Below are 21,509 nucleotides of genomic sequence, written 5' to 3'. Positions count from 1 at the left end.
TGCTTTTGAGTAGCCTGAACTTCCTCTTTGACGCCGGCCGCGGAGAGGGTAGCCGCCCGCACAATGGCGGGATCGGGAACACCGATTTCCCCACCGGCCGGCTGACCTCCACCGCCTGGGAAGGCTGGTGGCACGAGGACGCTGCGTAACCGGGCCGTTACGGCTGGCCGGATGGGTTAGCCGCGGCTCCGCATGAACTCGGCCACCTTCGGCGCCAGCGACGCTCCGATCTCTGCAGCGTCGCGTTTCTTTCCTGCGACGGCGAAGGAATGGTCACCGCCGGCGATCCAGTCCAGGACAGCGGACGGACCGATCCGGGAGACCACACCCTCCAGCAGATCCGGCGTCGCAAAGGTGTCGCGCGTGCCCTGCAGGAACAACATGGGGAGCGTGAGCCCGTAGAGGTGCTCGTCGCGGAGTTTTTCAGGCTTTCCGGGCGGGTGGAGGGGATAGCCGAGGTAGACGAGTCCGGCACTGTCCATTCCCTCGGCAACTGCCATGGACGCCATTCGGCCGCCAAACGATTTGCCGGCAGCCCACACCGGTCCGGTGTCACCGTGCTCGGTTCCTCGCCGCATTGCTTCATGCATGGCGGCGCGCCAGGTGGCGATGGCTGCCGGCGGCCGGTCCGGGAATTTTCGGCCGGCCTCGCGGTAGGGGAAGTTGAAGCGCAACGTGGCAACGCCGTCGTCGTTCAGTCCACGGGTGAAACCGCTCATGAACGGGTGCTCCATACCGGCGCCTGCCCCGTGCGCCAGCACCAGAGTGGCGAAGGGGCTGTCCGGGCGGGCGTAAACGCCGGAGACCTCAGCGTCGCCGACGGGAAAGGTGACAGGTGATTCAGCTACGGCCATAGGTCCATGATGCCGGATCACCGGCAGCCCTGGGTGCCGAGGTGCTGACGCCACGCGTGGCGCAGGGTAGGTTGTCCCCATGGCGAGCGAACAGACCACCCTCACTGTCCCGGGACCGCACGGCGAGCGCGAGATGCGTGTTTCCAGCCCCAGCAGGGTGCTTTGGCCGGAGCTGGGTCTGACCAAGCTGGACCTGGCACGCTACATGGTGGATGTGGGGAAGGCGTTCATTGCCGCGAACGGTGACCGGCCGGTGGCGCTGCAGAGGTACTCGGACAATGTCGAGGGGGACCAGTTCTTTTCGAAGAACCCGCCCAAGGGAACACCTGACTTCATCCGCTCAGTGAAGGTGACGTTTCCGAGCGCACGCTCGCACCCCATGCTGGTCCTGGACGAACCCGCCGCGGCCGTATGGGCCGTGCAGATGAATACAGTGGTCTTCCACCCGTGGCCGTCCCATACAGCGAACACCGATAACCCGGACCAGCTGCGCATCGACCTTGACCCGCAGCCGGGCACAGACTTCGACGACGCCGTCCCGGCTGCCCTGGCGCTGAAGGAGGTGCTGGCGGAGGCCGGGCTGGACACGTTCATCAAGACATCGGGGAACCGCGGCTTGCACGTCTACGCTCCCATCGAGCCCAACCACGAATTCCTGGACGTCCGCCACGCGGTGATCGCTGCGGCCCGCGAGTTGGAGCGGCGGATGCCGGACAAGGTCACCACGGCCTGGTGGAAGGAGGAACGCGGCGTGAAGGTGTTCCTGGACTTCAACCAGGCGAACCGGGACCGGACCATCGCCGGCGCGTACAGCCCCCGTGCGCTGGCCCATGCACCGGTCTCGTGCCCCATCGGCTGGGACGAACTGGGCAGCGCGGATCCCAAGGACTTCACCATCCTGACGGTCCCCGAGCGGCTCAGGACCAAAGGCGATCCCTGGGCAGACATGAAGGCGCATCCGGGCACCCTCGACGTGCTGTTGGAGTGGTGGGAGCGGGACCTCAAGGCCGGGCTCGGCGAACTGCCGTTCCCGCCGGATTACCCGAAGATGCCCGGTGAGCCCCCGCGGGTGCAGCCGAGCCGGGCCCGCAAACAGGACTAAGTCCGTTCGAGCCCGGGCTACTCGAACCGGGACGGGTCGCCGGTGCCGCGACGCACCACCTCGGCTACTCCGCTGGAATAGTCGATCACCGTGGTGGGCTCTGCCCCGCAGTCGCCGGAATCGATGACCGCGTCCACCTCGTGCTCAAGCCGTTCCTTGATTTCCCAGCCCTGGGTCAGCGGGTCTTCCTCGTCCGGGAGCAGCAGGGTGCTGGAGAGGAGGGGCTCGCCGAGTTCGGCCAGCAGCGCCTGGACCACGCGGTTGTCCGGGATGCGCACGCCCACGGTCTTTTTCTTCGGGTGCAGCAGCCGGCGCGGCACTTCCTTGGTGGCAGGCAGGATAAACGTGTAGCTTCCCGGCGTGACGGCTTTAATGGCGCGGAAGACGTCGTTGCCGATGTTCACGAACTGGCCCAGCTGGGCAAAGTCCTTGCACACCAGCGTGAAGTGGTGCTTGTCGTCGAGCTTGCGGATATTCCGGATCCGGTCCAGGGCATCCTTGTTGCCCAGCTGGGCCCCGAGGGCGTAGCAGGAGTCCGTGGGGTAGGCGATCAGCCCGCCGTCGAGCACGATCTTCACGGCCTGCGTGATGGCGCGGGGCTGGGGATCCTGGGGATGAACATCAAAGTATCTGGCCATGCTCCTGAGCCTACGACAATTGGCGCCCTGGCCAGTAGACAGGCAAGGCCCAGTAGACAGGCACGGCCCAGTAGACAGGCACGGCGCCGTGCGTGCAACGCCGAGGGAGGATAGGTTCAGGGCCTATGGGTTCAGTCAGCAGGGTGAGTCCTGTGCGGGGCGAACGAAAGGTGGCAGCATGCCGGTGTGGCTTCAGGCGTTGATGTGGGGAACCGTGGCCGGTGCCGCCCTGGTGCTGGGGGCCGCCGCGTCGTGGAAATGGGCCATTCCGTCCAAACTGGTCTCCTCGATCATGTCCTTTGGGGCGGGCGTGCTGATTTCGGCACTGGCGTTCGAGCTCGTCGCTGAGGCGGTTGATGGTGGGGGCCTGTGGCCCACCGTGACCGGATTCCTGGCCGGCTCCGTGGTCTACGTGGGAGCGAACATGCTCCTCACCCGGGCCGGCGCAAAACACCGCAAACGCTCAGGCAGCCAGCAACCGTCGGAGCAGGACAGCCCGGGCAGCGGCACGGCCATCGCCTTCGGCGCCCTCCTCGACGGGATCCCGGAGTCGATAGTGCTCGGCGTCGGACTCGTCACCGCGGGATCGGTCAGTCCGGCCATGCTTGCGGCTGTCTTCATTTCCAACGTTCCCGAGGGTCTTTCCGGAACTGCCGGGATGAAAAAGGCAGGACGGAGTACCGGCTACATTTTTGGGGTGTGGGGAGGCATAGCCGTCATGTGCGGGTTCGCTTCACTGCTCGGGTATGTGGCGCTGGAGAACGCTCCGGACGCCGTCATCGCCTTCATTACCGCGATCGCGGCAGGCGGGATCCTGGCGATGCTCGCCGACACCATGATCCCCGAGGCGTTCGAAGAGCACCACAACCTCACCGGACTGACCGCATCCGTCGGGTTCCTAACGGCCTTCACAGTCCACCAGCTCGGGGGGTGAAGTCCCGCCGTCGTCAACGGTCAGCCCACGTGCACCCACGGCCGCTTGGTGACATCAGGTTCGGCCTCGCGCAGGATCTCGCGTGTCACGGGGGCGATCTCGCCTTCGCCCAGCACCAGGAACTTCAGGAGGTTCACGGCAGGATTTCCTTCGGTCCAGCGGAAGTAGACGTGCGGCATCAGCCCGGTCACATCGCGGATGTGCAGGAGCACCGAGGCGATGGTGTTGGGCACAACCGGTCCATGGACTTCCAGGACGGCGAACCCGTGCCGCACCACACCCCGGACCTCCAGGGCCGTCTCGAAGTCCGAGGAATCGTCCACAGTGACTTCCAGGAACAGGGGCCGGTAATCAGAGGGGAAATGGCTTGCCTCGGTGGATGACGCCAGTTTCTGCCGGTAAGCGTCCGCCGACTGGCGAAGCGGTTCGTGGGCGATGATCCCGATCGGCCCGCTCAGATTCTCCGCCATGAACTCCAGGGCCTGGGTGTCCAGCCGGACGTGCGTGGCGTGCAGTTCGAAGGACCGCAGCACCCTCGAGAGCAGCGAGATGCTGATGATCCCCAGGATGAAGAAGCCGGCAATCCGGATGCCTTCGGGACGTTCAAAGATATTGGCGACCGTTGTGTAGACAAACAGCACCGTGATGATGCCAAAGCCGATGGTCCGCTTACGCTGCTGAAGCCGGCGGGCCGAGAGTGTCACGGCCACGGCAGCCGAGGTCATCAGCACCAGGACGCCGGTGGCGTACGCCCCGCCCTGGGCATCGACGTCGGCCTCAAACAGCCAGGTGATCAGGAACCCGATCAGCGTGAAGACAAGCACGAGCGGCCGGACTGCCTTCGCCCATGCAGGGGCCATGCCGTACCGCGGCAGGTACTGGGGGACCAGGTTCAGCAAGCCGGCCATCGCGGACGCACCGGCGAACCACAGGATGGCGATGGTGCTCACGTCATAGACCGTGCCGAAGCCTGGCCCGAGGTACTCGTGGGCCAGGAACGCCAGCGCCCTGCCGTTGGCTTCGCCGCCCGGCAGGAACTCAGCCTCGGGGATCAGGACAACCGTGGTGAAGCTGCTGGTCACGAGGAAGGAACTCATGACCAGGGCGGCGGTGGTCAGCATCCGCCGGGTCCCCTGGATCCGCCCGGCCGGGTTCTCCTGGGTATCGCCCGCGCCGCCGCGGACCTGCGGCATCACCGCCACACCGGTTTCAAAGCCGGACAGCCCCAGCGCCAGCTTGGGGAAGACGAGCAGGGCGATGGCCACCGCCATCAGCGGATTTCCGTGGGAGGTGTTAAGAGTCTGCCACCAGTCACCGACGGCCACTGGGTGGGCGGCTGCCTCCGCGAGCGACCTCGCGATGACCACCACGTTGAGTCCCAGGTACAGGATCACCAGCACAACGGCGACGCCGATGGCCTCCTTGAACCCGCGCAGGAAAACGGCAGCGAGCAGGGCAAGCAGGACCAGCGTTACGGCCACCTCCTGGCCGTGCAGGGCGTCCGGTGCAAACGGATTCTCGATCAGGTGTGCCGTGGCATCGGCGGCGGACAGCGTCATGGTGATCATGAAGTCGGTGGCCGCGAAACCCAGCAGCACCAGCACCAGGAGCTTGCCCCGCCACTTGGGGAGCAGCCGCTCCAGCATGGCAATGGACCCTTCGCCGCGGTGGCTCTCGCCGGCAACCCGGCGGTAGACGGGGAGGGCGCCGAACAGAGTCACGGCCACCAGGACAAGCGTTGCCAAGGGGGAGAGGGCACCGGCCGCGAGCGCCGCGATGGCCGGCTGGTAGCCCAGCGTGGAGAAGTAGTCCACGCCGGTCAGGCACATCACCTGCCACCAGTGGTGCTTCTTTTGTTCGTCCGCGAGCCCGCCCGGCCCCTGGTGGGTGCCCTTGGAATCCTCCAATCCATGCAGCAGCCAACTGCCAAGGGCCTCCTTCCGCGTCGCACGGAGTGCCGAGGGATCGGCAGGGGGTCTGCTCATGGTGGTCATGAAAGCCTTTCAGTCTGCGGCACAGCACCGCGGGCACAGCCGAATCTAGTACTGGGGAGACTGGCCGGAGCCGAATTCGGGCGGATCTTGACGCATCCTTAACGTCCGTATGACCACAGCCACCAACCCCGGGAAATGCCGGCACGGGACGTGGGGATCCGGGTGGGAGAATGGCGGCATGGCACGGGAACGGATAGTCATTGGCCTCAACGGCAGCGATGACGCAGAACTGCTCATCCGGCGCGCCGCCAGGATTCTCGAAAGGACCGACGGCGGCGAGCTGGTGGCCGTCCACGTCCGCACCACGGGGGGTACCGCGGGCGAGTCTCCCCAGGTTTTGGAGGCACAGCGGCGGCTGGTCAATGACCTGGGCGGGACCTACCACACCGTTTCCGCGACGGATCCGGCCCGGGCCCTGCTCGATTACGCCCGCAAGTCCAGTGCCACCCATATTGTTGTGGGGCAGTCCCGCCGCGGACCGCTTGCCGGTGTGCTGGCAGGGTTGTTCGCCGGCGGCACCGTGGAAGCCCGGGTGGTCCGCGGTGCGGGCGACATTGATGTCCAGGTAGTTCCCCGCGTCCCGCCCCAGCGGAACGCACCACGCCGGCGGCCTGACCTGGGCCGCACCAGGGTTGCCATTGGCTTTGCGCTCGCAGCAGCCCTGCCCGCCCTGCTGCAGCTGCTGCTCGCAGCGTTCGACCACAGCGTTGCCACCGCCGTCCTGATCCAGCTTGCCGGCGCCGTTGCGGTGGCGCTGGTGGGCGGGTTGTGGCCTGCCGTCGTCGGCGCGCTGTGGAGCAGCGTGTTGGTGAACTACTTTTCCACGCCGCCCCTAGAGGACCTGGCGATCAGTGATCCCCAGGACCTCCTGTCCCTGGCCGTTTTTGTGGGGGTGTCAGTGGCGGTCGCCGGGGTGGTGGACGGATCTGCCCGCCGGTCCAAGGAGGCTGCCCGCGCGCAGGCGGAGGCGGCGACGCTGGGCGACCTCGCCCTGGGCGCCTCCCGTTCGGAGGACACTCTGGACGGGATCCTGGCGGAGGCCTTGGACGTTTTTGGTGCCACCGGGGCCGGTGTGTACAGCAGCCGGGAGGGCACAGCGCAACGTTCCGGTCCGACGTCGGGACTCTCCGGAGTCCGCGGCGCGGACGGCAGGATCTGGTCGCTCGTGGCCGGCGCGGGGGAGACCGCCGGGTGGGAGCATGGCGTCACCGGACTGCCGGGCAGCACCGCGGAACCGGTCGACGATGACACCCGGCTGGTGCTGTTCGGCCGGGAGGTGCCGGCAGTGGAAAGCCGGTTGCTGGGTGCGTTTGCGGTCCACGTGAAAGCCCAGCTGGAACGCCGCCAGCTGGCCGTCAGCCAGCGCGAGGTGCTGCGGCTGGCCGAAGGGAACTCCATGCGCACGGCGATCCTGCGGGCGGTGTCCCACGACCTGCGGACCCCCCTGGCGGGGATCAAGCTCGCCGCCGGTGGCTTGCTGCAGCGGACCGTCACCTATACGCCCGCGGAAGAACGGGAGCTGCTGGAAACCATTGACGAATGCACGGACCGGCTGGACCAGCTGGTGGGAAACCTCTTGGACATGTCTAGGATCACCGCCGACTCCGTCCGGCCGCTGCTGGGACCCGTGCGGTGGAGCGAGGTTGTGGCCCCGGCCCTGCGCGGGCTCCCGGACGGTACAGTCCGGGTGGAGCTGCCCGCCAACATGCCCACAGTGGAAGCCGATCCGGTGCTACTGGACCGCGTGATCGCGAACATTGTGGAAAACGCCGTCAAATACGCGCCGGGTTCGGGGATCACCATCACAGGCGCTTCCGACGGCATGGGTGCAGCCACGCTGGATGGCTATCCGTCCGGCGAACTGCGGATCATCGATCACGGCGCCGGTGTGCCCGCCGGGAAGGTGCTTGAGATGTTCCAGCCGTTCCAGCGGCTCCACGACCGGCCCCAGGCCACCGGAGTGGGACTGGGCCTGGCCGTCGCCGACGGGTTCGTCAGGGCCATGGGCGGCACGCTGACTGCACAGGAAACTCCCGGCGGCGGGCTGACCATGGTGATCAGGCTGGCCCTTTCCACCGGCTCGCCGGGCGCGCGCCACGCGGCCGGCCAGCCGCGTCAGGAGGCCACGTGAATTCGGACCAGGCTGGTTCTTCCGGCATTCAAGGCGGCCGCCGGACCAGTGTGCTGGTTGTCGACGACGATCCCCACCTGCTGAAGGCACTCCGGATCACGCTCCAGGCCCACGGCTACGCCGTGGAGTCAGCGGCCGACGGCGGCACAGCCTTGCGTGCCGCTTCCCACCGTCCGCCGGACGTGATGATCCTGGACCTCGGACTGCCGGACCTGGATGGAGCAGAAGTCCTGCGGGAACTCCGTCGATGGAGCAACCTGCCCGTACTGGTGCTGTCTGCACGCCACGGCTCATCGGACAAAGTCGACGCCCTGGATGCAGGTGCGGATGACTACATCACCAAGCCGTTCGGACTCGATGAGCTGTTGGCCCGACTGCGGGCGCTCCTCCGCCGCGTTCCGGATCCGGCGTCGGCACCCACGGTGGCCGCATCCTCCTTCACCGTGGACTTGGCCCAGCGGCAGGTCACGAGGGACGGGGACGTTGTACGGCTGACGCCGACCGAATGGAACATCCTGGAACTGCTGGTCCGGAACCCTGCCCGGCTGGTGACCCAGCAGCAGCTGCTGCTGGACGTCTGGGGACCGGCCTACCAGACGGAAGCCAACTACCTGCGTGTGTACATGGCCCAGTTGCGGCGGAAGCTGGAGGCCGATCCCGGGAAACCCCGCCACCTCCTCACCGAACCTGGTGTGGGATACCGCTTTATGCCCTGAAAACTGCGGGGCATCAGGTTGCCGTGAACCCCTATGAACGCGGCAGGAAGTGCGGCAGGATGTTGACTGTTCCGATTCCGTTTCAGTTCCGCATCACAAGGAGAACCGGCCATGCCAACGACGCTCAACCCCTACCTTGGCTTCCGCGAGAACGCCCGCGAGGCGATGACCTTCTACCAGTCCGTCTTTGGTGGCGACCTGGCCCTCAGCACGTTCGGGGAGTTCCACGCCAGCGAAGATCCGGCGGAAGCCGACAAAATCATGCACGGCATGCTGACGGCCAGCAATGGCCTGGTCCTGATGGGGGCGGACACGCCGAACGGCATGGACCTCGCGACCGGTAGCTCCATTTCGGTTTCGCTCAGCGGCGACGACGAAGCTGAGCTGCGCGGCTATTGGGAGAAGCTGTCCGCCGACGGCGGCACGGTCACCGTTCCCTTGGAGCCGGCGCCCTGGGGCGACATCTTCGGCATGTGCACGGACCGGTTCGGGACTGCCTGGCTGGTCAACGTCAATAACCCCCAGGCCGCTCCCGCGTCATAGGCTCCCACGTCAAACCAGGACAGAGAACGACGGACCAAAGGCGATCTCTGCCGAGGAGACACCGCTTATCCGCGAGTCCTTGAGCAGGGCTGCACGCAATGCAACCATTGATGCGTGCAGCCCCTCAATCATTTAAGGGCCGTTCCGGGCCTGCCGGCCTGACCGGGAGCGGCAATGCGGAACGTCACCTTGTACCTGGACGTCGACGGCGTCGTTTGCCCGTTCGGAGCAACGGGCACGACGCCATGGGGTTCCGGCTGGATACTTGCGAACGCCGGCGTGCTCGAAGTGGCGTATGCGGGCCAGCTGGTTGACGGGCTGAACGGGCTTTCCCGGTTGCCTGGAGTCCGGTGCGTGTGGCTCACCAGCTGGGAGGAGATGGCCGCGGAATACTTATGCCCTGCCATCGGACTTGCAGGCGGCCACTGGCCTTGCCTGACAGCGGATGGTGCCGGAACGGGGGAGGGCTGGTGGAAGCTTGCCGCCCTCCAGGAGGACCTGGAGGCCAACGCCCCGGATGGCATCGTGTGGATTGACGACCAGCTCCGCTATGAACAGGAAGCACTGGCGTGGGCCGGATTCCTGGGCCGACGCATCCTCACGGTGTCGCCCGATCCGCGCCGGGGAATCTCTCCCGCCGAACTGGCCGCCGTCGGTGGGTTTGTCACGGAGCAGCTGTTTTTGACCTGATGCCATGGACGCGTACGATCGATAGGGTTTCACGCCGGTTCTGTTAACTCCACAGGTCATTTCACATGAACTGCAGGTGAATAATGCGTTGCAGGGCACGTCGGGTAGTGGAACTGCTGAACGTCGACTCTGCAGATTGGGCAACAGGTGGATATCACCTTTATGGTGGCGCTGGTCATCGGACTGGCATTATTTTTCGACTTCACGAATGGATTCCATGACACCGCGAATGCGATGGCTACGCCCATCGCCACCGGTGCCATTAAACCGAAGACCGCTGTGACGCTCGCCGCAATCCTGAACCTGGTCGGTGCCTTCCTCTCGACGGAAGTGGCCAAAACAGTCTCCGGCGGCATCATCCGGGAAGGCTCCGACGGTGTCCAGATCACGCCGGACATTATTTTCGCCGGCCTTATGGGCGCCATCCTCTGGAACATGATCACCTGGCTCAAAGGCCTGCCGTCCAGCTCATCCCATGCACTCTTCGGCGGGCTGATCGGCGCAGCCATCGCCGGCATCGGGTTCAATTCCGTGAACCTGGAAACCCTGCTGCAGAAGGTCATCCTGCCCGCCATCTTCGCCCCGCTGATTGCCGGCCTGGTGGCGTACCTTTGCACGCGGCTCGCGTATGCCCTGACGTCACGGCACGATCCGGAAACCGGCAGCAAGCTGACGCAGAAGCGCGGCGGGTTCCGCACCGGCCAGATCTTCACGTCCAGCCTCGTGGCGCTGGCCCACGGAACCAACGATGCACAAAAGACCATGGGCATCATCACCCTGGTGCTGATTTCCGCCGGCACCCAGTCCGCGGGTTCGGGCCCGCAGTTCTGGGTCATCACGGCATGCGCCCTGGCCATCGCCGTTGGCACCTACGCAGGTGGCTGGCGCATCATCCGGACCATGGGTTCCGGGCTCACCGAGGTCAAGCCTGCCCAGGGATTCGCAGCCGAGACCAGCACCGCCTCTGCCATCCTTGCGTCTTCCCACCTAGGCTTCGCCCTGTCCACTACCCAGGTGGCGTCAGGGTCCGTCATCGGGTCCGGAATGGGCCGTAAGGGCACCACGGTGCGGTGGAACATGGTGGGCAAGATCGCCCTGGGCTGGCTGTTTACACTTCCCGCCGCCGGCGTTGTGGGCGCGCTGACCGCGCTGCTCGTGAAGACCGGCGTGGTGGGTGTGGTGATTGCCGCCGTCGCCGGCACCGCCGCGGTGCTGTTTATGTTCGCCTACTCCCGCAAGTCCGCGGTGGGCCACCACAATGCCGTGGAAGTCGAAGAAGCGGGCCAGACCGTCCGCTTTGCCAAGAAGAAAGCCTTCGCCCGGGCCCGCGCCAAGGCGAACCAGCACAAGGATGTTCTGCGATGAAGTGGTTGGAACTCTTGACAGTGGCCGGCGCCACCCTGGTGTCCGCGGTGACCGTTGTGATCCTGTATTCATTGGGCGTGCGGCTGACGGCCATCGCCGGTGACGCCCGGCAGGCCTCACCCCGCACCAAGCGCTACTTCGCCTACACCTGCTTTGGCCTCTGCGGCGTGGCTGTGCTGTTCGGGCTTTACCTGATCATTCCGTACTTCAGCAAGTAGGCCTTCAGCGCGTCAACGCCGCAGGGCTAATCTGGTTCCATGTCAAGGATCCAGTATTTTGTCGCGGCCTCCATTGACGGGTTCATCGCCACCACCAAGGATGACCTCGCCTGGCTTCTAGAGTTCGATGGCTTCGAGGGCGGCAAGGAAAGCTACGAAACCTTCATCGCCGGCGTCGGCTGCATCGTGATGGGCGGCGAGACGTACGCCTGGCTGATGGAGCATGAACCCGGCAACTGGCCGTACCCTTCCACGCCGTGCTACGTGTTCACGCGACACGAACACGTTGCACCGGCTGGCACAGACATCACCTTCGTCCGCGGACCCGTCCAGGAGTTCATCCAGGACTTCAAGGATCACGCCAGCGGCATGAACGTCTGGGTGGTGGGCGGCGGCAACCTCGCTGCGCAGTTCGCCAACGCAGGACTGCTGGATGACCTCATCCTTTCTGTCATCCCCGTGGTCCTGGGCGACGGCAAACGGCTGCTGCCATTGGAGGGCCCGACGTCGCCACTTGAGTTGACGGCGTCCCGCACCTTGGGTCGGGGCATAGTGGAGCTCCGCTACACCTTCACGTCCCCGGTTCCGGCCGGTTAGGAGCTTCCCGCCTGAGGCGCTTAGGCCTCCGTGGGCTCGTTGTCCCGCAGCATGTTGGTGAGGCGTGCGGTGGAGAGGCGGCGGCCTTGTTCGTCGGTCATCACGATTTCATGCGTTGTCAGTGTCCGGCCCAGGTGGATCGCGGTGCAGGTACCTGTCACGGTGCCGGCGGCGATTGCACGGTGGTGTGTGGCGCTCACTTCGATGCCCAGGGCATGCCTGCCGGCGCCGGCGTGCATCCCGGCGGCGAAGGACCCCAGGGTTTCGGCCAGCACCACATGGGCGCCGCCGTGGAGGATGCCCGCCACCTGGGTGTTCCCTTCCACCGGCATGGTGGCCACCGTTCGTTCCGGGCTCATCTCCAGGAAGTGGATCCCCATCTTCACCACCAGGGCGCCGATGCCCAGGCGGCCGAGCCAGTCGTGGAGGTGCGCCGGGATGCCTGCTGTGACCAATTCCTCAGTGAAGGGCCCGGGCGTGAAATTGTCCATCATGGGAACTAGGCTGGCACCTGTGAGTGAAACTACCAAACCGGCCCCCTTCCCGTCCGAGACCGCAGTGCTTGACGCTGATGCTGCCCTGCAGGACATCAACGTACTGCCGGCCGGAGGCCAGGTTTCCGCCACGGAAGCCCCCGTGGTTCCCATCACCGGACAGCCGCGGCTCCTGGTGCTGGACGGCCACTCGATGGCTTTCCGCGCGTTCTTCGCCTTGCCGGCGGACAAGTTCTCCACCGCCAACGGACAGCACACCAACGCCATCCACGGCTTCACGTCCATGCTCATCAACCTGATCAAGGAACAGAAGCCCACCCACATTTGTGTCGCCTTCGACGTCTCGGATGACACCACGCACCGCAAAGCCGAGTACAGCGAGTACAAGGGGGGACGCAACGAAACACCCCGTGAGATGAGCGGCCAGATCGACCTCATCGACAAGGTCATGGGCGCCTGGGGCATCAAAACCATCAAACTGCCCGGTTATGAGGCCGATGACATCCTGGCCACCCTCGCCGCCATGGGGGAAAAGGCCGGCTTCGAGGTGCTGCTCGTCTCGGGCGACCGTGACGCCTTCCAGCTGATCACGGACAACGTTTTTGTGCTGTACCCGCGGAAGGGCGTCAGCGACATTCCCCGGATGGACGCGGCAGCCATCCAGGAGAAGTATTTTGTGACGCCCGCCCAGTATTCGGACCTTGCCGCGCTGGTGGGGGAGACCGCGGACAACCTTCCGGGCGTTCCGGGCGTCGGCCCGAAAACCGCGGCCAAGTGGATCAACCTTTACGGCGGACTTGAGGGGGTCCTCGAGCACCTGGATGCGATCGGAGGCAAAGTGGGCGATGCCCTCCGGGAAAACGTGGAGGACGTCAAACGCAACCGACGCCTGAACAGGCTCCACACGGATCTCGAACTTCCGCTCACCTTGGATGATCTCGCGGAACCGCGGCCGGACGAAGCCGCGCTGGAGGCTTTGTTCGACGAACTTGAATTCAAGACCATCCGTACCCGGCTCTTTGCCCTGTACGGCAGTGAAGAGGTGGAATCTGCGGAGCGCGAAACCATCGCCGCGCCGGACTTCGTGACTCCCGCAGGGGCAGCCGAGCTGGGTGCCTTCCTGGCGGCCGGCGCTGGCAAGACGTCCGCAGTCGCCGTCGACCTGGTGCCCGGGCGGATCGGCGAGGACGCCGCCGCACTGGCCATCGTCCGTGACGATGCCGCCGTCTATATCGACCTCGCCACGCAGGACGCCGCAGCCGAAAACGTCCTGGCGGACTGGCTGCGCGATGAAAGCTCGTCAAAGGTCATGCACGGCTACAAGGCTGCGTTGAAGGCCCTGTCCAGCCGTGGCCTGGGACTGGAAGGTGTGGTGGATGACACCTCAATTTCCGGATACCTCATCCAGCCGGACCGCCGCACCTATGAACTCGCCGAGTTGGCCCAGCACCACCTCAACGTCAGTGTTCCGTCCGAGACCTCCAAGGCGGGCCAGCTGGAGCTGGCGTTCGACGGCGACGACGCCGCCGCTGCCGGCGCGCTGGTCCAGGTGGCGGCCGTGGTCCAGGCCCTGAGCCGGCACTTCGCATCAGAACTCACCGAACGCAAGGCGGGGGACCTGCTGACCACCCTGGAACTGCCCGTCAGCCGCGTGCTGGCCGACATGGAAACCGCGGGCATCGCCATCGACCTGCCGCGCATGGACGAGCAGATCGCCGATCTGGCCAAGGTGATCGACAACGCGCAGGAACTTGCTTTCGCCGCGATCGGCCACGAGGTTAATCTCGGATCGCCCAAGCAGCTGCAGACCGTGCTCTTTGACGAACTCGAATTGCCGAAAACGAAGAAGATCAAGTCCGGCTACACCACCGATGCCGCGTCGCTGAAGAACCTGCTGGAAAAGACCGGGCACGAATTCCTGGTCCAGCTGATGGCGCACCGGGAGTCCTCCAAGCTGCGCCAGATGCTGGAGTCGCTCAAGAAATCCGTGACCGAAGACGGCCGGATCCACACCACCTACGCGCAGAACGTGGCGGCGACGGGCCGGATCTCCTCCAACAATCCCAACCTGCAGAACATCCCCATCCGCAGTGAGGAAGGCCGTCGCGTCCGCGGCATCTTTGTGGTCAGCGACGGCTACGAATGCCTGCTGTCCGCGGACTACTCACAGATCGAAATGCGGATCATGGCGCACCTTTCGGGCGACGCAGGCCTGATCCAGGCCTACCAGGACGGCGAAGACCTCCACCGGTTTGTGGGCTCGAACATCTTCCATGTGCCCACCGAAGAAGTCACCAGTGCCATGCGCTCCAAGGTCAAGGCCATGTCCTACGGCCTCGCCTATGGCCTGACCTCGTTTGGCCTGTCCAAGCAGCTGGAAATTTCCGTGGACGAGGCCCGCACCCTGATGAAGGACTACTTCGACCGGTTCGGCGCCGTCCGGGACTACCTCCGCGGCGTGGTGGATCAGGCCCGGGTGGACGGCTACACGGCCACCATCGAGGGGCGTCGCCGCTACCTGCCGGACCTCACCAGCACGGACCGGCAGCTGCGCGAAAACGCGGAGCGCATCGCGCTGAACTCACCCATCCAGGGATCGGCCGCAGACATCATCAAACGCGCCATGCTGGGCGTGCACGCTGAACTGGCGGCCCAGGGCCTGAAGTCCCGCATGCTCCTGCAGGTCCATGACGAACTGGTGCTTGAAGTCGCCGCCGGCGAACGTGTTGCGGTGGAGAAGCTCGTCACCGAGCAGATGGGCTCGGCCGCGGACCTCAGCGTCCCGCTGGATGTCCAGATCGGTGTGGGCCCCAGCTGGTACGACGCCGGCCACTAGGCTGCTGGGAGCGGGCCGCTGGGAACGGAAGGGCGGGGCGCGATGGACAAGTACGACGTCAAGAAACAGTTCAAGGATCTGTACGCGCCCCGTGCCCGGGACTTCGAGCTGGTCACAGTCCCTCCGCTGAGCTACCTGATGCTGGACGGGCAAGGTAATCCGGGGAAGGCCCCCGCCTACGCCACCGCCCTCGAGGCCCTGTATTCGGTGTCCTATGCCGTCAAGTTCGCCAGCAAGCACGCGGGCCGGGACTACGTCGTCGGGCCGCTGGAGGGCCTGTGGACAGCAGACGATCCGGACGCCTTCACCCGGGGCGAGAAGGACAGCTGGAAGTGGACCATGATGATCCATCAGCCAGGCTGGATCGGCGCCGCCGAGGTGCAGGACGGTATCGCGAAGGCGGCGGCGAAGAACGTTCCGGGGCTGGACCTGCTCCGCCTTGAGACCCTCCATGAAGGCCTCTCGGTGCAGATCCTGCACATCGGCAGCTACGACGACGAGGCCCCCACGCTGCGCCGCCTGCACCATGAATACATGCCGGCCAACGGCTTCGGCTTTGCCGGCCTGCACCACGAGATCTACCTCAGTGACGCCCGCCGGGTGGCACCGGAGAAGCTCAAAACCATCCTCCGCCAACCTGTGCGGCGGCCCTGAGCCATTTCCTGCCGGTGCGGGCGTGTTGCTGCTGGCCAGGCCCCGGATTCATTGGTTAGGCTCGGCGTTGTGGCTGAACTGAGTGATGACTATGAAATCCGGCGCTTCCCAGCGGCATCCCAGGGCGAGGCTGGTTATCCCGACGCCGAATCATGGGTGAAGGCGGTCGCCTTTGGCTTCCACGAATCCACGCGGACGCCGGAGCATGTTGCCAAATCCTTGGAGACCTACGCAGCTGACCGGCGGATCTTCACCGGCGCCTACCAGACGCGGGAAGTTGCGCCTGGGTCGCTCCCTGTGGACGTACCGGTGGCAACCTTCGGCACCCTGCGCAAAACACTCAACATCGGCTTCGGCAGGCTGCTGGAAACCCAACTGGTCACCGCAGTAACGGTCCGGACCTCGCATCGGCGGCGCGGCCTGCTGCGCCGGATGATGTCCGAGGACCTGGGTATGGCGAAGGAAGATGGCCTGGCAATGGCCGCCCTGACAGCGTCAGAAGGCTCCATCTATGGGCGCTTTGGCTACGGTGTGGCCAGCTTCGAACGGACCGTGAAAGTGGACACCACCGCCCGGTTCCGGCTCAACCACCACGCCGTCGGTACCGTGGACGTCGCGGACCCGCGCGTGCTGCTGGACCTGGCGCCGGTCGTCTTCGACCGCGTGCACCGCCTGACGCCGGGATCGATCGGCCGCCAGGACTGGTACCGCCAGCTGGCTTCAGGGTCCTTGGGCCGCGAGGGCAAGGAAGATCCTGCCGTCAAGGCGGCACTGCACTACGGACCCGACGGCGCCGTGGACGGCTACGTCTCCTACAAATTCCTTGGCTGGGACACCGAGCCCTACACCATGCAGGTAGTGGACCTCGTGGCGGCCACGAACGAGGCGTACCTGGAGCTCTGGCAGTTCCTGGCCGCCATCGACCTGGTGGAACGCGTCACGTGGGAGGAAGCACCGCTGGATGACCCGCTCACCTGGGCACTGGCCGATCCCCGCTGCATCGATTCCTCAGACAGCCGGGACATGCTCTGGCTCCGCATCCTGGACGTGGCCCAGGCGCTGGAAGCCCGGCATTACCCGGTGGACGGAAGGCTGGTGCTCGAGGTGCAGGACCCGCTTGGCCTCACGGCGGGAACGTTTGCCGTGGACGTCAGTGGCGGCGAGGCCGCCGTCGTGCGTCTGGAAGCTGTGCAGGATCCGGACCTGACGCTGGATGTCTCCGCACTGTCATCCATCTACCTCGGCGCCGTCAGCCCTGTGACCCTGACGGCGGCGGGCCGGATCCGTGAACACACCCAAGGCGCGGCGCTCCGGGCACGCGGGATGTTCGCGGTGGAACGCGCCACGCACTGCCTCACGCACTTCTGAGCCCCGGCATTGCAGGCACGCTCAGCCAGGCCGGTCATTGCCATGCGCTTTGACCCTCGTTGGCCGCTGCGACTAGAATAAGTGGGCGCGTACTACGTGCGCGTTTCTAGAATCCACAAATCAGGAAGACCCGGAAGATCCCTGCGATCGCCCGAAGACCTGCGCCTGCGTTCCATAACGCGGGCGCGGCGGTTTGCCTGACCGACTAACTATCCACAACGGAGCCCCTACTACATGACCATCACCTCCACCGAGAAGCCCGGTACCCCCGTAGTCGCCATTAACGACATCGGTACCGCTGAGGACTTCCTCGCAGCAGTCGACGCCACCATCAAGTACTTCAACGACGGAGACCTCGTCGAAGGTACCGTCGTCAAGGTCGACCGCGATGAAGTTCTGCTCGACATCGGTTACAAGACCGAAGGTGTCATCCCCTCCCGCGAGCTGTCCATCAAGCACGACGTTGATCCCGGAGACGTTGTCTCCGTTGGCGATCTCGTCGAAGCCCTGGTGCTCACCAAGGAAGACAAAGAAGGCCGCCTGATCCTCTCCAAGAAGCGGGCTCAGTACGAGCGCGCCTGGGGCGACATCGAGAAGGTCAAGGAAGAAGACGGTGTTGTCACCGGTACCGTCATCGAGGTTGTCAAGGGTGGTCTTATCCTCGACATCGGTCTGCGCGGCTTCCTGCCCGCATCCCTCGTCGAGATGCGCCGTGTGCGCGACCTCGCTCCGTACATCGGTCAGAAGATCGAAGCCAAAATCATCGAGCTGGACAAGAACCGCAACAACGTTGTGCTGTCCCGCCGTGCCTGGCTCGAGCAGACCCAGTCCGAGGTTCGCTCCACGTTCCTCAACAAGCTGGAAAAGGGCCAGGTTCGTCCCGGCGTCGTTTCCTCCATCGTCAACTTCGGTGCATTCGTGGACCTGGGCGGCGTAGACGGCCTCGTTCACGTTTCCGAGCTGTCCTGGAAGCACATCGACCACCCGTCCGAGGTTGTCGAAGTTGGCCAGGAAGTCACCGTCGAGGTTCTCGAAGTCGACCTGGACCGCGAGCGTGTTTCCCTGTCGCTCAAGGCTACGCAGGAAGATCCGTGGCAGACCTTCGCCCGCACCCACGCCCTCGGGCAGGTTGTTCCGGGTAAGGTCACCAAGCTCGTTCCGTTCGGTGCGTTCGTACGCGTCGAAGACGGCATCGAAGGCCTCGTGCACATCTCCGAACTGGCAGTCCGCCACGTGGAGCTGGCCGAGCAGGTTGTCTCCGTTGGTGACGAGCTGTTCGTCAAGGTCATCGACATCGACCTCGAGCGCCGCCGCATCTCGCTCTCCCTCAAGCAGGCTAACGAGGGCGTTGACGCCGAGTCCACCGAATTCGATCCGGCTCTCTACGGCATGTCCGCTGAGTACGACGAAGAGGGCAACTACAAGTACCCGGAGGGCTTCGACCCGGAGTCCAACGAGTGGCTTGAAGGCTACGAGAACCAGCGCGCCGTTTGGGAGCAGCAGTACGCTGACGCCCAGACCCGCTGGGAAGCACACAAGAAGCAGGTTGCCCAGCACGCTGCCGACGACGCTGCAGCTGCAACGTCCGGTGACAGCGATTCCGGCACCACCAGCTACTCCTCGGAGCCTGCTGCTGAGTCCAACGCCGGTGCAGGCACGCTTGCATCCGACGAGGCTCTTGCTGCTCTGCGCGAGAAGCTGACCGGCAACTAATTGCCACCGGCCCGGGGCTTCCCGGGCCAACACAGCGGGCCCCTGCGAAAGCAGGGGCCCGCTGTGCTTAATGCGCCATCCGTGGTTGGCCGGCCATCTGACCAGCACTTAACGCTCCCAAGCGCGTGTTTCAGTGCGTCTACAGCGAGTCAGTTGAGAGTACGACGACGGCACAGACCGCGCCGCCGTCGTCGTGCGTCAGGACCGCGCCAGCGGCGGTGAGGAGCCGCTGCGCGCCGATGTTGGCTGCCGTGGTTTTGGCCACGACCTGGTGCAGTCCGGCGCGGAGGGCTTCCGCGAGTACCAGCCGCAACGCGGCGCCGCCGACACCGTGGCCGCGGTAGCTCCGGCCCAGCCAGATGCCCGTCTCAGCTGTTTCGTGTTGCGCCGTTTCCGCGTCCGTCAGCTTGAGCCTGATCGCGCCGGCCGGGCTGCCGTCGCAGAGCACTGCCCAGCTCTTTTCCGCGGCCGGTCCCTCCAGTCCCGCGGCTGCAGACCGGTGGTAAGCGAGGAACCAGTCGATGCGTTCGACATTCCAGCCCGTCCGGTTGCCCAGCGGCGGCGTGACGTCATCCGCGGACGCATCCAGCTGTGCCAGCTCCAGCAGCCGCTCCAGCATGGGGTCGTCGACGTCTGCCAGACGGACCTCAGGGGAGCGGGACATCGAGCCACTCCGTTCCGGCCGCCGTCAGCACGGTTCTCCCGGCGGTGAGCGACAACACGCGATCGGTGGCGGCAGAAACTTCCGCGGCATCGTCAGGCACGGCCAGGCGAAGGACCGTGTCCTGCGCTCCGTAGGTGGTTTCCGCCATCACAAACCCGGCCGCGCGAAGATCGTTCTCCAGCCGTCCCGCGGCGGCGTGCGGCACCGACGCCGAACAGATCCGCAGCCGGCTGCGGCGAACCAGCGGGGCCCGTTCCAGGGCCGCGGAAACCGACTCGGAATACGCACGCACCAGCCCACCCGCCCCCAGCAGGATGCCGCCGAAGTAGCGGACGACGACGGCGCTGACGTCGCTGATGTCCGTCACCCCCGGTGTTGTTTCCCTCTTGATGATGGCCTCCAGCATGGGGATGCCGGCCGTGCCGGAGGGCTCGCCGTCGTCATTGGAGCGCTGGATGTCCCGGTCCGGCCCCAGGACGAACGCCGAGCAGTGGTGGCGGGCATCGTGGAACTCGCGGCGCAGGGCGGCCACCAGGTCCCGTGCGGTGTCCTCATTCTCGGTGCGGCGCAGCACGGTAATGAACCTGGAGCGTTTGATCTCGATCTCGTGCCGGAACTCCGGCCCCAACGCGAGCGTGGTGTAGGCGGTGGCCCTGCTGTCTGCGGCGTCCGTGCTCTGTGTATCCGCTGTTTGTGCCACGTCTTCAGTCTAGGGTGGTGGGATGCTGAAGATCGGTTTGACGGGCGGCATCGCCTCAGGGAAGTCAGTGGTCGCCACACGCCTTGCCGGGCTCGGCGCGGTGCTGGTGGACGCGGACGCGCTGGCCCGGGACGTGGTGGAGCCGGGAACGCCCGGGCTGGCCAGCGTGGTGGAAGCGTTTGGAGCGGAAATGCTCGACGGCGACGGCCGGCTGGATCGGGCCAGTCTGGGTTCCGTGGTGTTCGGCAATCCTTCGCAACTGGCCGTGCTGAACGGCATTGTGCACCCGCTGGTCCGGCAGGCAGCGGCCGGCATCATCGCCGCAGCCCCGGCCGGCGCCATTGTGGTCCAGGACATTCCACTGCTGGTGGAGACGGGCCAGGGGAGCGGCTTCCATCTTGTCCTTGTGGTGGACGCGCCCGATGACGTCAGGATCGCCCGGATGCTCGAACACCGCGGCATGACGGCCGAGGACGCCCGGTCACGCATGGCTGCCCAGGCCTCGCGCGAGGCGCGGCTGGCCGCTGCCGACGTCGTGCTGGACAACTCCGGATCGCTGGCGGACGTGACGGCGCAGGTGGACCGGCTCTGGGCCGAACGACTGGTGCCGTTCGCGCGCAATCTCCGGCGCAGCGTCAGGGCTGTCAGGGCAGGCATGGCAGTCTTGTCGGTGCCGCAGCAGGATTGGGCGGTCCAGGCTGCACGGCTTGGCGCCCGAATCCAGGCCGCAGCACCGGACGACATCCTGGCTGTGGACCATATCGGCTCCACAGCCGTGCCTGGCCTGGCCGCCAAGGACGTAATCGACCTCCAGGTCACGGTGTCCGATCTCAACGCCGCGGACCGGATCGCACCGCTGCTGGCCGCTGCTGGCTTCCCGGCCGTGCCGGGGGTTGGCTTCGACACTCCGAAACCGACGGATCCGGACCCGGCGCAGTGGCAAAAACGCTTCCACGCCAACGCGGACCCCGGCCGCCCCGCCAACGTGCACGTACGGGCGGCCGGATCGTCCGGCTGGCGCTACGCGCTGCTCTTCCGCGACTGGCTCAGGAACGACCCGCAAGCCGCCGCCTTGTATGAAGACCATAAACGCGCGTTGTCCGAACAGTTTGCCGGGAGTAAAGGTACCCACGCCTATGCGGAGGCGAAGGAGCCGTGGTTCACGGACGTCGCCTGGCCGCGTATGGACGGTTGGGCCGCTGGCACGGGGTGGGTGCCGCCGTCGTACGCGTCCTGATCCTGTTCGCCCGTTTCGGGTGCTGTTCGCCGGTAACTGATCCGGCTTTCACTGTCGGTCC

At 65.7% G+C, this 21,509-nt stretch carries 21 protein-coding genes; 15 read left to right on the top strand and 6 right to left on the bottom strand.

The window, feature by feature from the left end; translation table 11 throughout:
- Nucleotides 1–5: 5 nt before the first annotated feature.
- Entirely contained in the window at nucleotides 6–149 is a 144-nt protein-coding gene (locus ACX80V_RS02960; RefSeq protein WP_485842061.1) for a hypothetical protein, read from the top strand.
- A gap of 27 nt (nucleotides 150–176) precedes the next feature.
- Here ACX80V_RS02960 and ACX80V_RS02955 read toward each other — a convergent pair whose 3' ends face one another.
- The gene (locus tag ACX80V_RS02955) at nucleotides 177–854 is read right to left on the bottom strand and encodes an alpha/beta hydrolase family protein (protein ID WP_485841869.1); all 678 of its coding nucleotides are present in this window, start codon (nucleotides 852–854) and stop codon (nucleotides 177–179) included.
- A gap of 79 nt (nucleotides 855–933) precedes the next feature.
- Here ACX80V_RS02955 and ligD point away from each other — a divergent pair, with 79 nt between their 5' ends.
- Nucleotides 934–1,956, top strand: coding sequence for a non-homologous end-joining DNA ligase (gene ligD, locus ACX80V_RS02950; RefSeq protein ID WP_485841868.1), 1,023 nt, complete (start codon nucleotides 934–936; stop codon nucleotides 1,954–1,956).
- Between the two features lie 17 nt (nucleotides 1,957–1,973).
- On the opposite strand, the gene ACX80V_RS02945 is transcribed toward ligD, so the two are convergent.
- Nucleotides 1,974–2,594 (bottom strand): L-threonylcarbamoyladenylate synthase, encoded by a 621-nt coding sequence (locus ACX80V_RS02945; protein ID WP_058932553.1) that lies wholly within the window; start codon nucleotides 2,592–2,594, stop codon nucleotides 1,974–1,976.
- A 178-nt stretch (nucleotides 2,595–2,772) separates the two neighbouring features.
- On the opposite strand from ACX80V_RS02945, the gene ACX80V_RS02940 reads away from it, so the two are divergent.
- Entirely contained in the window at nucleotides 2,773–3,528 is a 756-nt protein-coding gene (locus tag ACX80V_RS02940; protein ID WP_248760744.1) for a ZIP family metal transporter, read from the top strand.
- Nucleotides 3,529–3,548: 20 nt separating this feature from the next.
- On the opposite strand, the gene ACX80V_RS02935 is transcribed toward ACX80V_RS02940, so the two are convergent.
- Nucleotides 3,549–5,522, bottom strand: a complete 1,974-nt coding sequence (locus ACX80V_RS02935; RefSeq protein WP_485841867.1) for an APC family permease — start codon at nucleotides 5,520–5,522, stop codon at nucleotides 3,549–3,551.
- Between the two features lie 178 nt (nucleotides 5,523–5,700).
- On the opposite strand from ACX80V_RS02935, the gene ACX80V_RS02930 reads away from it, so the two are divergent.
- The 7 genes from ACX80V_RS02930 to ACX80V_RS02900 all read left to right on the top strand — a co-directional run bounded on the left by ACX80V_RS02930 (nucleotide 5,701) and on the right by ACX80V_RS02900 (nucleotide 11,782).
- Entirely contained in the window at nucleotides 5,701–7,653 is a 1,953-nt protein-coding gene (locus tag ACX80V_RS02930; protein WP_485841866.1) for a DUF4118 domain-containing protein, read from the top strand.
- Nucleotides 7,650–8,369 carry a response regulator gene (locus ACX80V_RS02925; protein ID WP_485841865.1) on the top strand — a complete coding sequence of 240 codons (720 nt, stop codon included), beginning with the start codon at nucleotides 7,650–7,652 and terminating at the stop codon, nucleotides 8,367–8,369. The genes ACX80V_RS02930 and ACX80V_RS02925 overlap by 4 nt, the downstream gene beginning before the upstream one ends.
- 111 nt (nucleotides 8,370–8,480) lie before the next feature.
- A complete protein-coding gene (locus ACX80V_RS02920) occupies nucleotides 8,481–8,912 on the top strand; it encodes a VOC family protein (protein WP_058932548.1) in 432 nt (143 codons plus the stop codon).
- A gap of 174 nt (nucleotides 8,913–9,086) precedes the next feature.
- Complete coding sequence (locus ACX80V_RS02915) at nucleotides 9,087–9,602, top strand: HAD domain-containing protein (protein ID WP_485841864.1); 516 nt, start codon at nucleotides 9,087–9,089, stop codon at nucleotides 9,600–9,602.
- A 147-nt stretch (nucleotides 9,603–9,749) separates the two neighbouring features.
- Nucleotides 9,750–10,967, top strand: a complete 1,218-nt coding sequence (locus ACX80V_RS02910; protein ID WP_485841863.1) for an inorganic phosphate transporter — start codon at nucleotides 9,750–9,752, stop codon at nucleotides 10,965–10,967.
- Nucleotides 10,964–11,185: a hypothetical protein gene (locus ACX80V_RS02905; protein ID WP_485841862.1), complete on the top strand. Its 222-nt coding sequence runs from the start codon at nucleotides 10,964–10,966 to the stop codon at nucleotides 11,183–11,185. The genes ACX80V_RS02910 and ACX80V_RS02905 overlap by 4 nt, the downstream gene beginning before the upstream one ends.
- A 39-nt stretch (nucleotides 11,186–11,224) precedes the next feature.
- Nucleotides 11,225–11,782: a dihydrofolate reductase family protein gene (locus tag ACX80V_RS02900; protein ID WP_485841861.1), complete on the top strand. Its 558-nt coding sequence runs from the start codon at nucleotides 11,225–11,227 to the stop codon at nucleotides 11,780–11,782.
- A gap of 20 nt (nucleotides 11,783–11,802) precedes the next feature.
- On the opposite strand, the gene ACX80V_RS02895 is transcribed toward ACX80V_RS02900, so the two are convergent.
- Nucleotides 11,803–12,276, bottom strand: a complete 474-nt coding sequence (locus ACX80V_RS02895; protein ID WP_485841860.1) for a hotdog fold thioesterase — start codon at nucleotides 12,274–12,276, stop codon at nucleotides 11,803–11,805.
- A 193-nt stretch (nucleotides 12,277–12,469) separates the two neighbouring features.
- Between ACX80V_RS02895 and polA the strand changes: the two genes are divergently transcribed.
- The 4 genes from polA (at nucleotide 12,470) to rpsA (ending at nucleotide 18,847) form a co-directional block, all read left to right on the top strand.
- On the top strand, nucleotides 12,470–15,112 hold the full coding sequence (gene polA, locus ACX80V_RS02890; protein ID WP_485842052.1) for a DNA polymerase I: 2,643 nt from the start codon (nucleotides 12,470–12,472) through the stop codon (nucleotides 15,110–15,112).
- A 42-nt stretch (nucleotides 15,113–15,154) separates the two neighbouring features.
- On the top strand, nucleotides 15,155–15,766 hold the full coding sequence (locus ACX80V_RS02885) for a GyrI-like domain-containing protein (protein ID WP_485841859.1): 612 nt from the start codon (nucleotides 15,155–15,157) through the stop codon (nucleotides 15,764–15,766).
- Nucleotides 15,767–15,844: 78 nt separating this feature from the next.
- On the top strand, nucleotides 15,845–17,134 hold the full coding sequence (locus tag ACX80V_RS02880; RefSeq protein WP_485842051.1) for a GNAT family N-acetyltransferase: 1,290 nt from the start codon (nucleotides 15,845–15,847) through the stop codon (nucleotides 17,132–17,134).
- Nucleotides 17,135–17,368: 234 nt separating this feature from the next.
- A complete protein-coding gene (gene rpsA, locus ACX80V_RS02875) occupies nucleotides 17,369–18,847 on the top strand; it encodes a 30S ribosomal protein S1 (protein WP_056339708.1) in 1,479 nt (492 codons plus the stop codon).
- A gap of 139 nt (nucleotides 18,848–18,986) precedes the next feature.
- On the opposite strand, the gene ACX80V_RS02870 is transcribed toward rpsA, so the two are convergent.
- Together ACX80V_RS02870 and ACX80V_RS02865 are read right to left on the bottom strand one after the other, a co-directional pair.
- Nucleotides 18,987–19,511, bottom strand: a complete 525-nt coding sequence (locus ACX80V_RS02870; RefSeq protein ID WP_485841858.1) for a GNAT family N-acetyltransferase — start codon at nucleotides 19,509–19,511, stop codon at nucleotides 18,987–18,989.
- Nucleotides 19,495–20,211, bottom strand: coding sequence for an IMPACT family protein (locus ACX80V_RS02865; RefSeq protein ID WP_485841857.1), 717 nt, complete (start codon nucleotides 20,209–20,211; stop codon nucleotides 19,495–19,497). The genes ACX80V_RS02870 and ACX80V_RS02865 overlap by 17 nt, the downstream gene beginning before the upstream one ends.
- Nucleotides 20,212–20,233: 22 nt before the next feature.
- Here ACX80V_RS02865 and coaE point away from each other — a divergent pair, with 22 nt between their 5' ends.
- Nucleotides 20,234–21,448: a dephospho-CoA kinase gene (gene coaE, locus ACX80V_RS02860; RefSeq protein ID WP_485841856.1), complete on the top strand. Its 1,215-nt coding sequence runs from the start codon at nucleotides 20,234–20,236 to the stop codon at nucleotides 21,446–21,448.
- Nucleotides 21,449–21,509 lie beyond the last annotated feature (61 nt).

This window comes from Pseudarthrobacter arbutini, from assembly GCF_054510915.1.
This window is presented reverse-complemented; position numbering and strand designations above follow the sequence as displayed.

Excerpts from the sequence above, each read along its gene's own strand:
- ACX80V_RS02955 (WP_485841869.1), bottom strand. The coding sequence starts at position 854 with ATGGCCGTAGCTGAATCACCTGTCACCTTTCCCGTCGGCGACGCTGAG.
- ligD (WP_485841868.1), top strand. The coding sequence starts at position 934 with ATGGCGAGCGAACAGACCACCCTCACTGTCCCGGGACCGCACGGCGAG.
- ACX80V_RS02945 (WP_058932553.1), bottom strand. The coding sequence starts at position 2,594 with ATGGCCAGATACTTTGATGTTCATCCCCAGGATCCCCAGCCCCGCGCC.
- ACX80V_RS02940 (WP_248760744.1), top strand. The coding sequence starts at position 2,773 with ATGCCGGTGTGGCTTCAGGCGTTGATGTGGGGAACCGTGGCCGGTGCC.
- ACX80V_RS02935 (WP_485841867.1), bottom strand. The coding sequence starts at position 5,522 with ATGACCACCATGAGCAGACCCCCTGCCGATCCCTCGGCACTCCGTGCG.
- ACX80V_RS02930 (WP_485841866.1), top strand. The coding sequence starts at position 5,701 with ATGGCACGGGAACGGATAGTCATTGGCCTCAACGGCAGCGATGACGCA.
- ACX80V_RS02920 (WP_058932548.1), top strand. The coding sequence starts at position 8,481 with ATGCCAACGACGCTCAACCCCTACCTTGGCTTCCGCGAGAACGCCCGC.
- ACX80V_RS02915 (WP_485841864.1), top strand. The coding sequence starts at position 9,087 with ATGCGGAACGTCACCTTGTACCTGGACGTCGACGGCGTCGTTTGCCCG.
- ACX80V_RS02905 (WP_485841862.1), top strand. The coding sequence starts at position 10,964 with ATGAAGTGGTTGGAACTCTTGACAGTGGCCGGCGCCACCCTGGTGTCC.
- ACX80V_RS02900 (WP_485841861.1), top strand. The coding sequence starts at position 11,225 with ATGTCAAGGATCCAGTATTTTGTCGCGGCCTCCATTGACGGGTTCATC.
- ACX80V_RS02895 (WP_485841860.1), bottom strand. The coding sequence starts at position 12,276 with ATGATGGACAATTTCACGCCCGGGCCCTTCACTGAGGAATTGGTCACA.
- polA (WP_485842052.1), top strand. The coding sequence starts at position 12,470 with ATGGCTTTCCGCGCGTTCTTCGCCTTGCCGGCGGACAAGTTCTCCACC.
- ACX80V_RS02885 (WP_485841859.1), top strand. The coding sequence starts at position 15,155 with ATGGACAAGTACGACGTCAAGAAACAGTTCAAGGATCTGTACGCGCCC.
- rpsA (WP_056339708.1), top strand. The coding sequence starts at position 17,369 with ATGACCATCACCTCCACCGAGAAGCCCGGTACCCCCGTAGTCGCCATT.
- ACX80V_RS02870 (WP_485841858.1), bottom strand. The coding sequence starts at position 19,511 with ATGTCCCGCTCCCCTGAGGTCCGTCTGGCAGACGTCGACGACCCCATG.
- coaE (WP_485841856.1), top strand. The coding sequence starts at position 20,234 with ATGCTGAAGATCGGTTTGACGGGCGGCATCGCCTCAGGGAAGTCAGTG.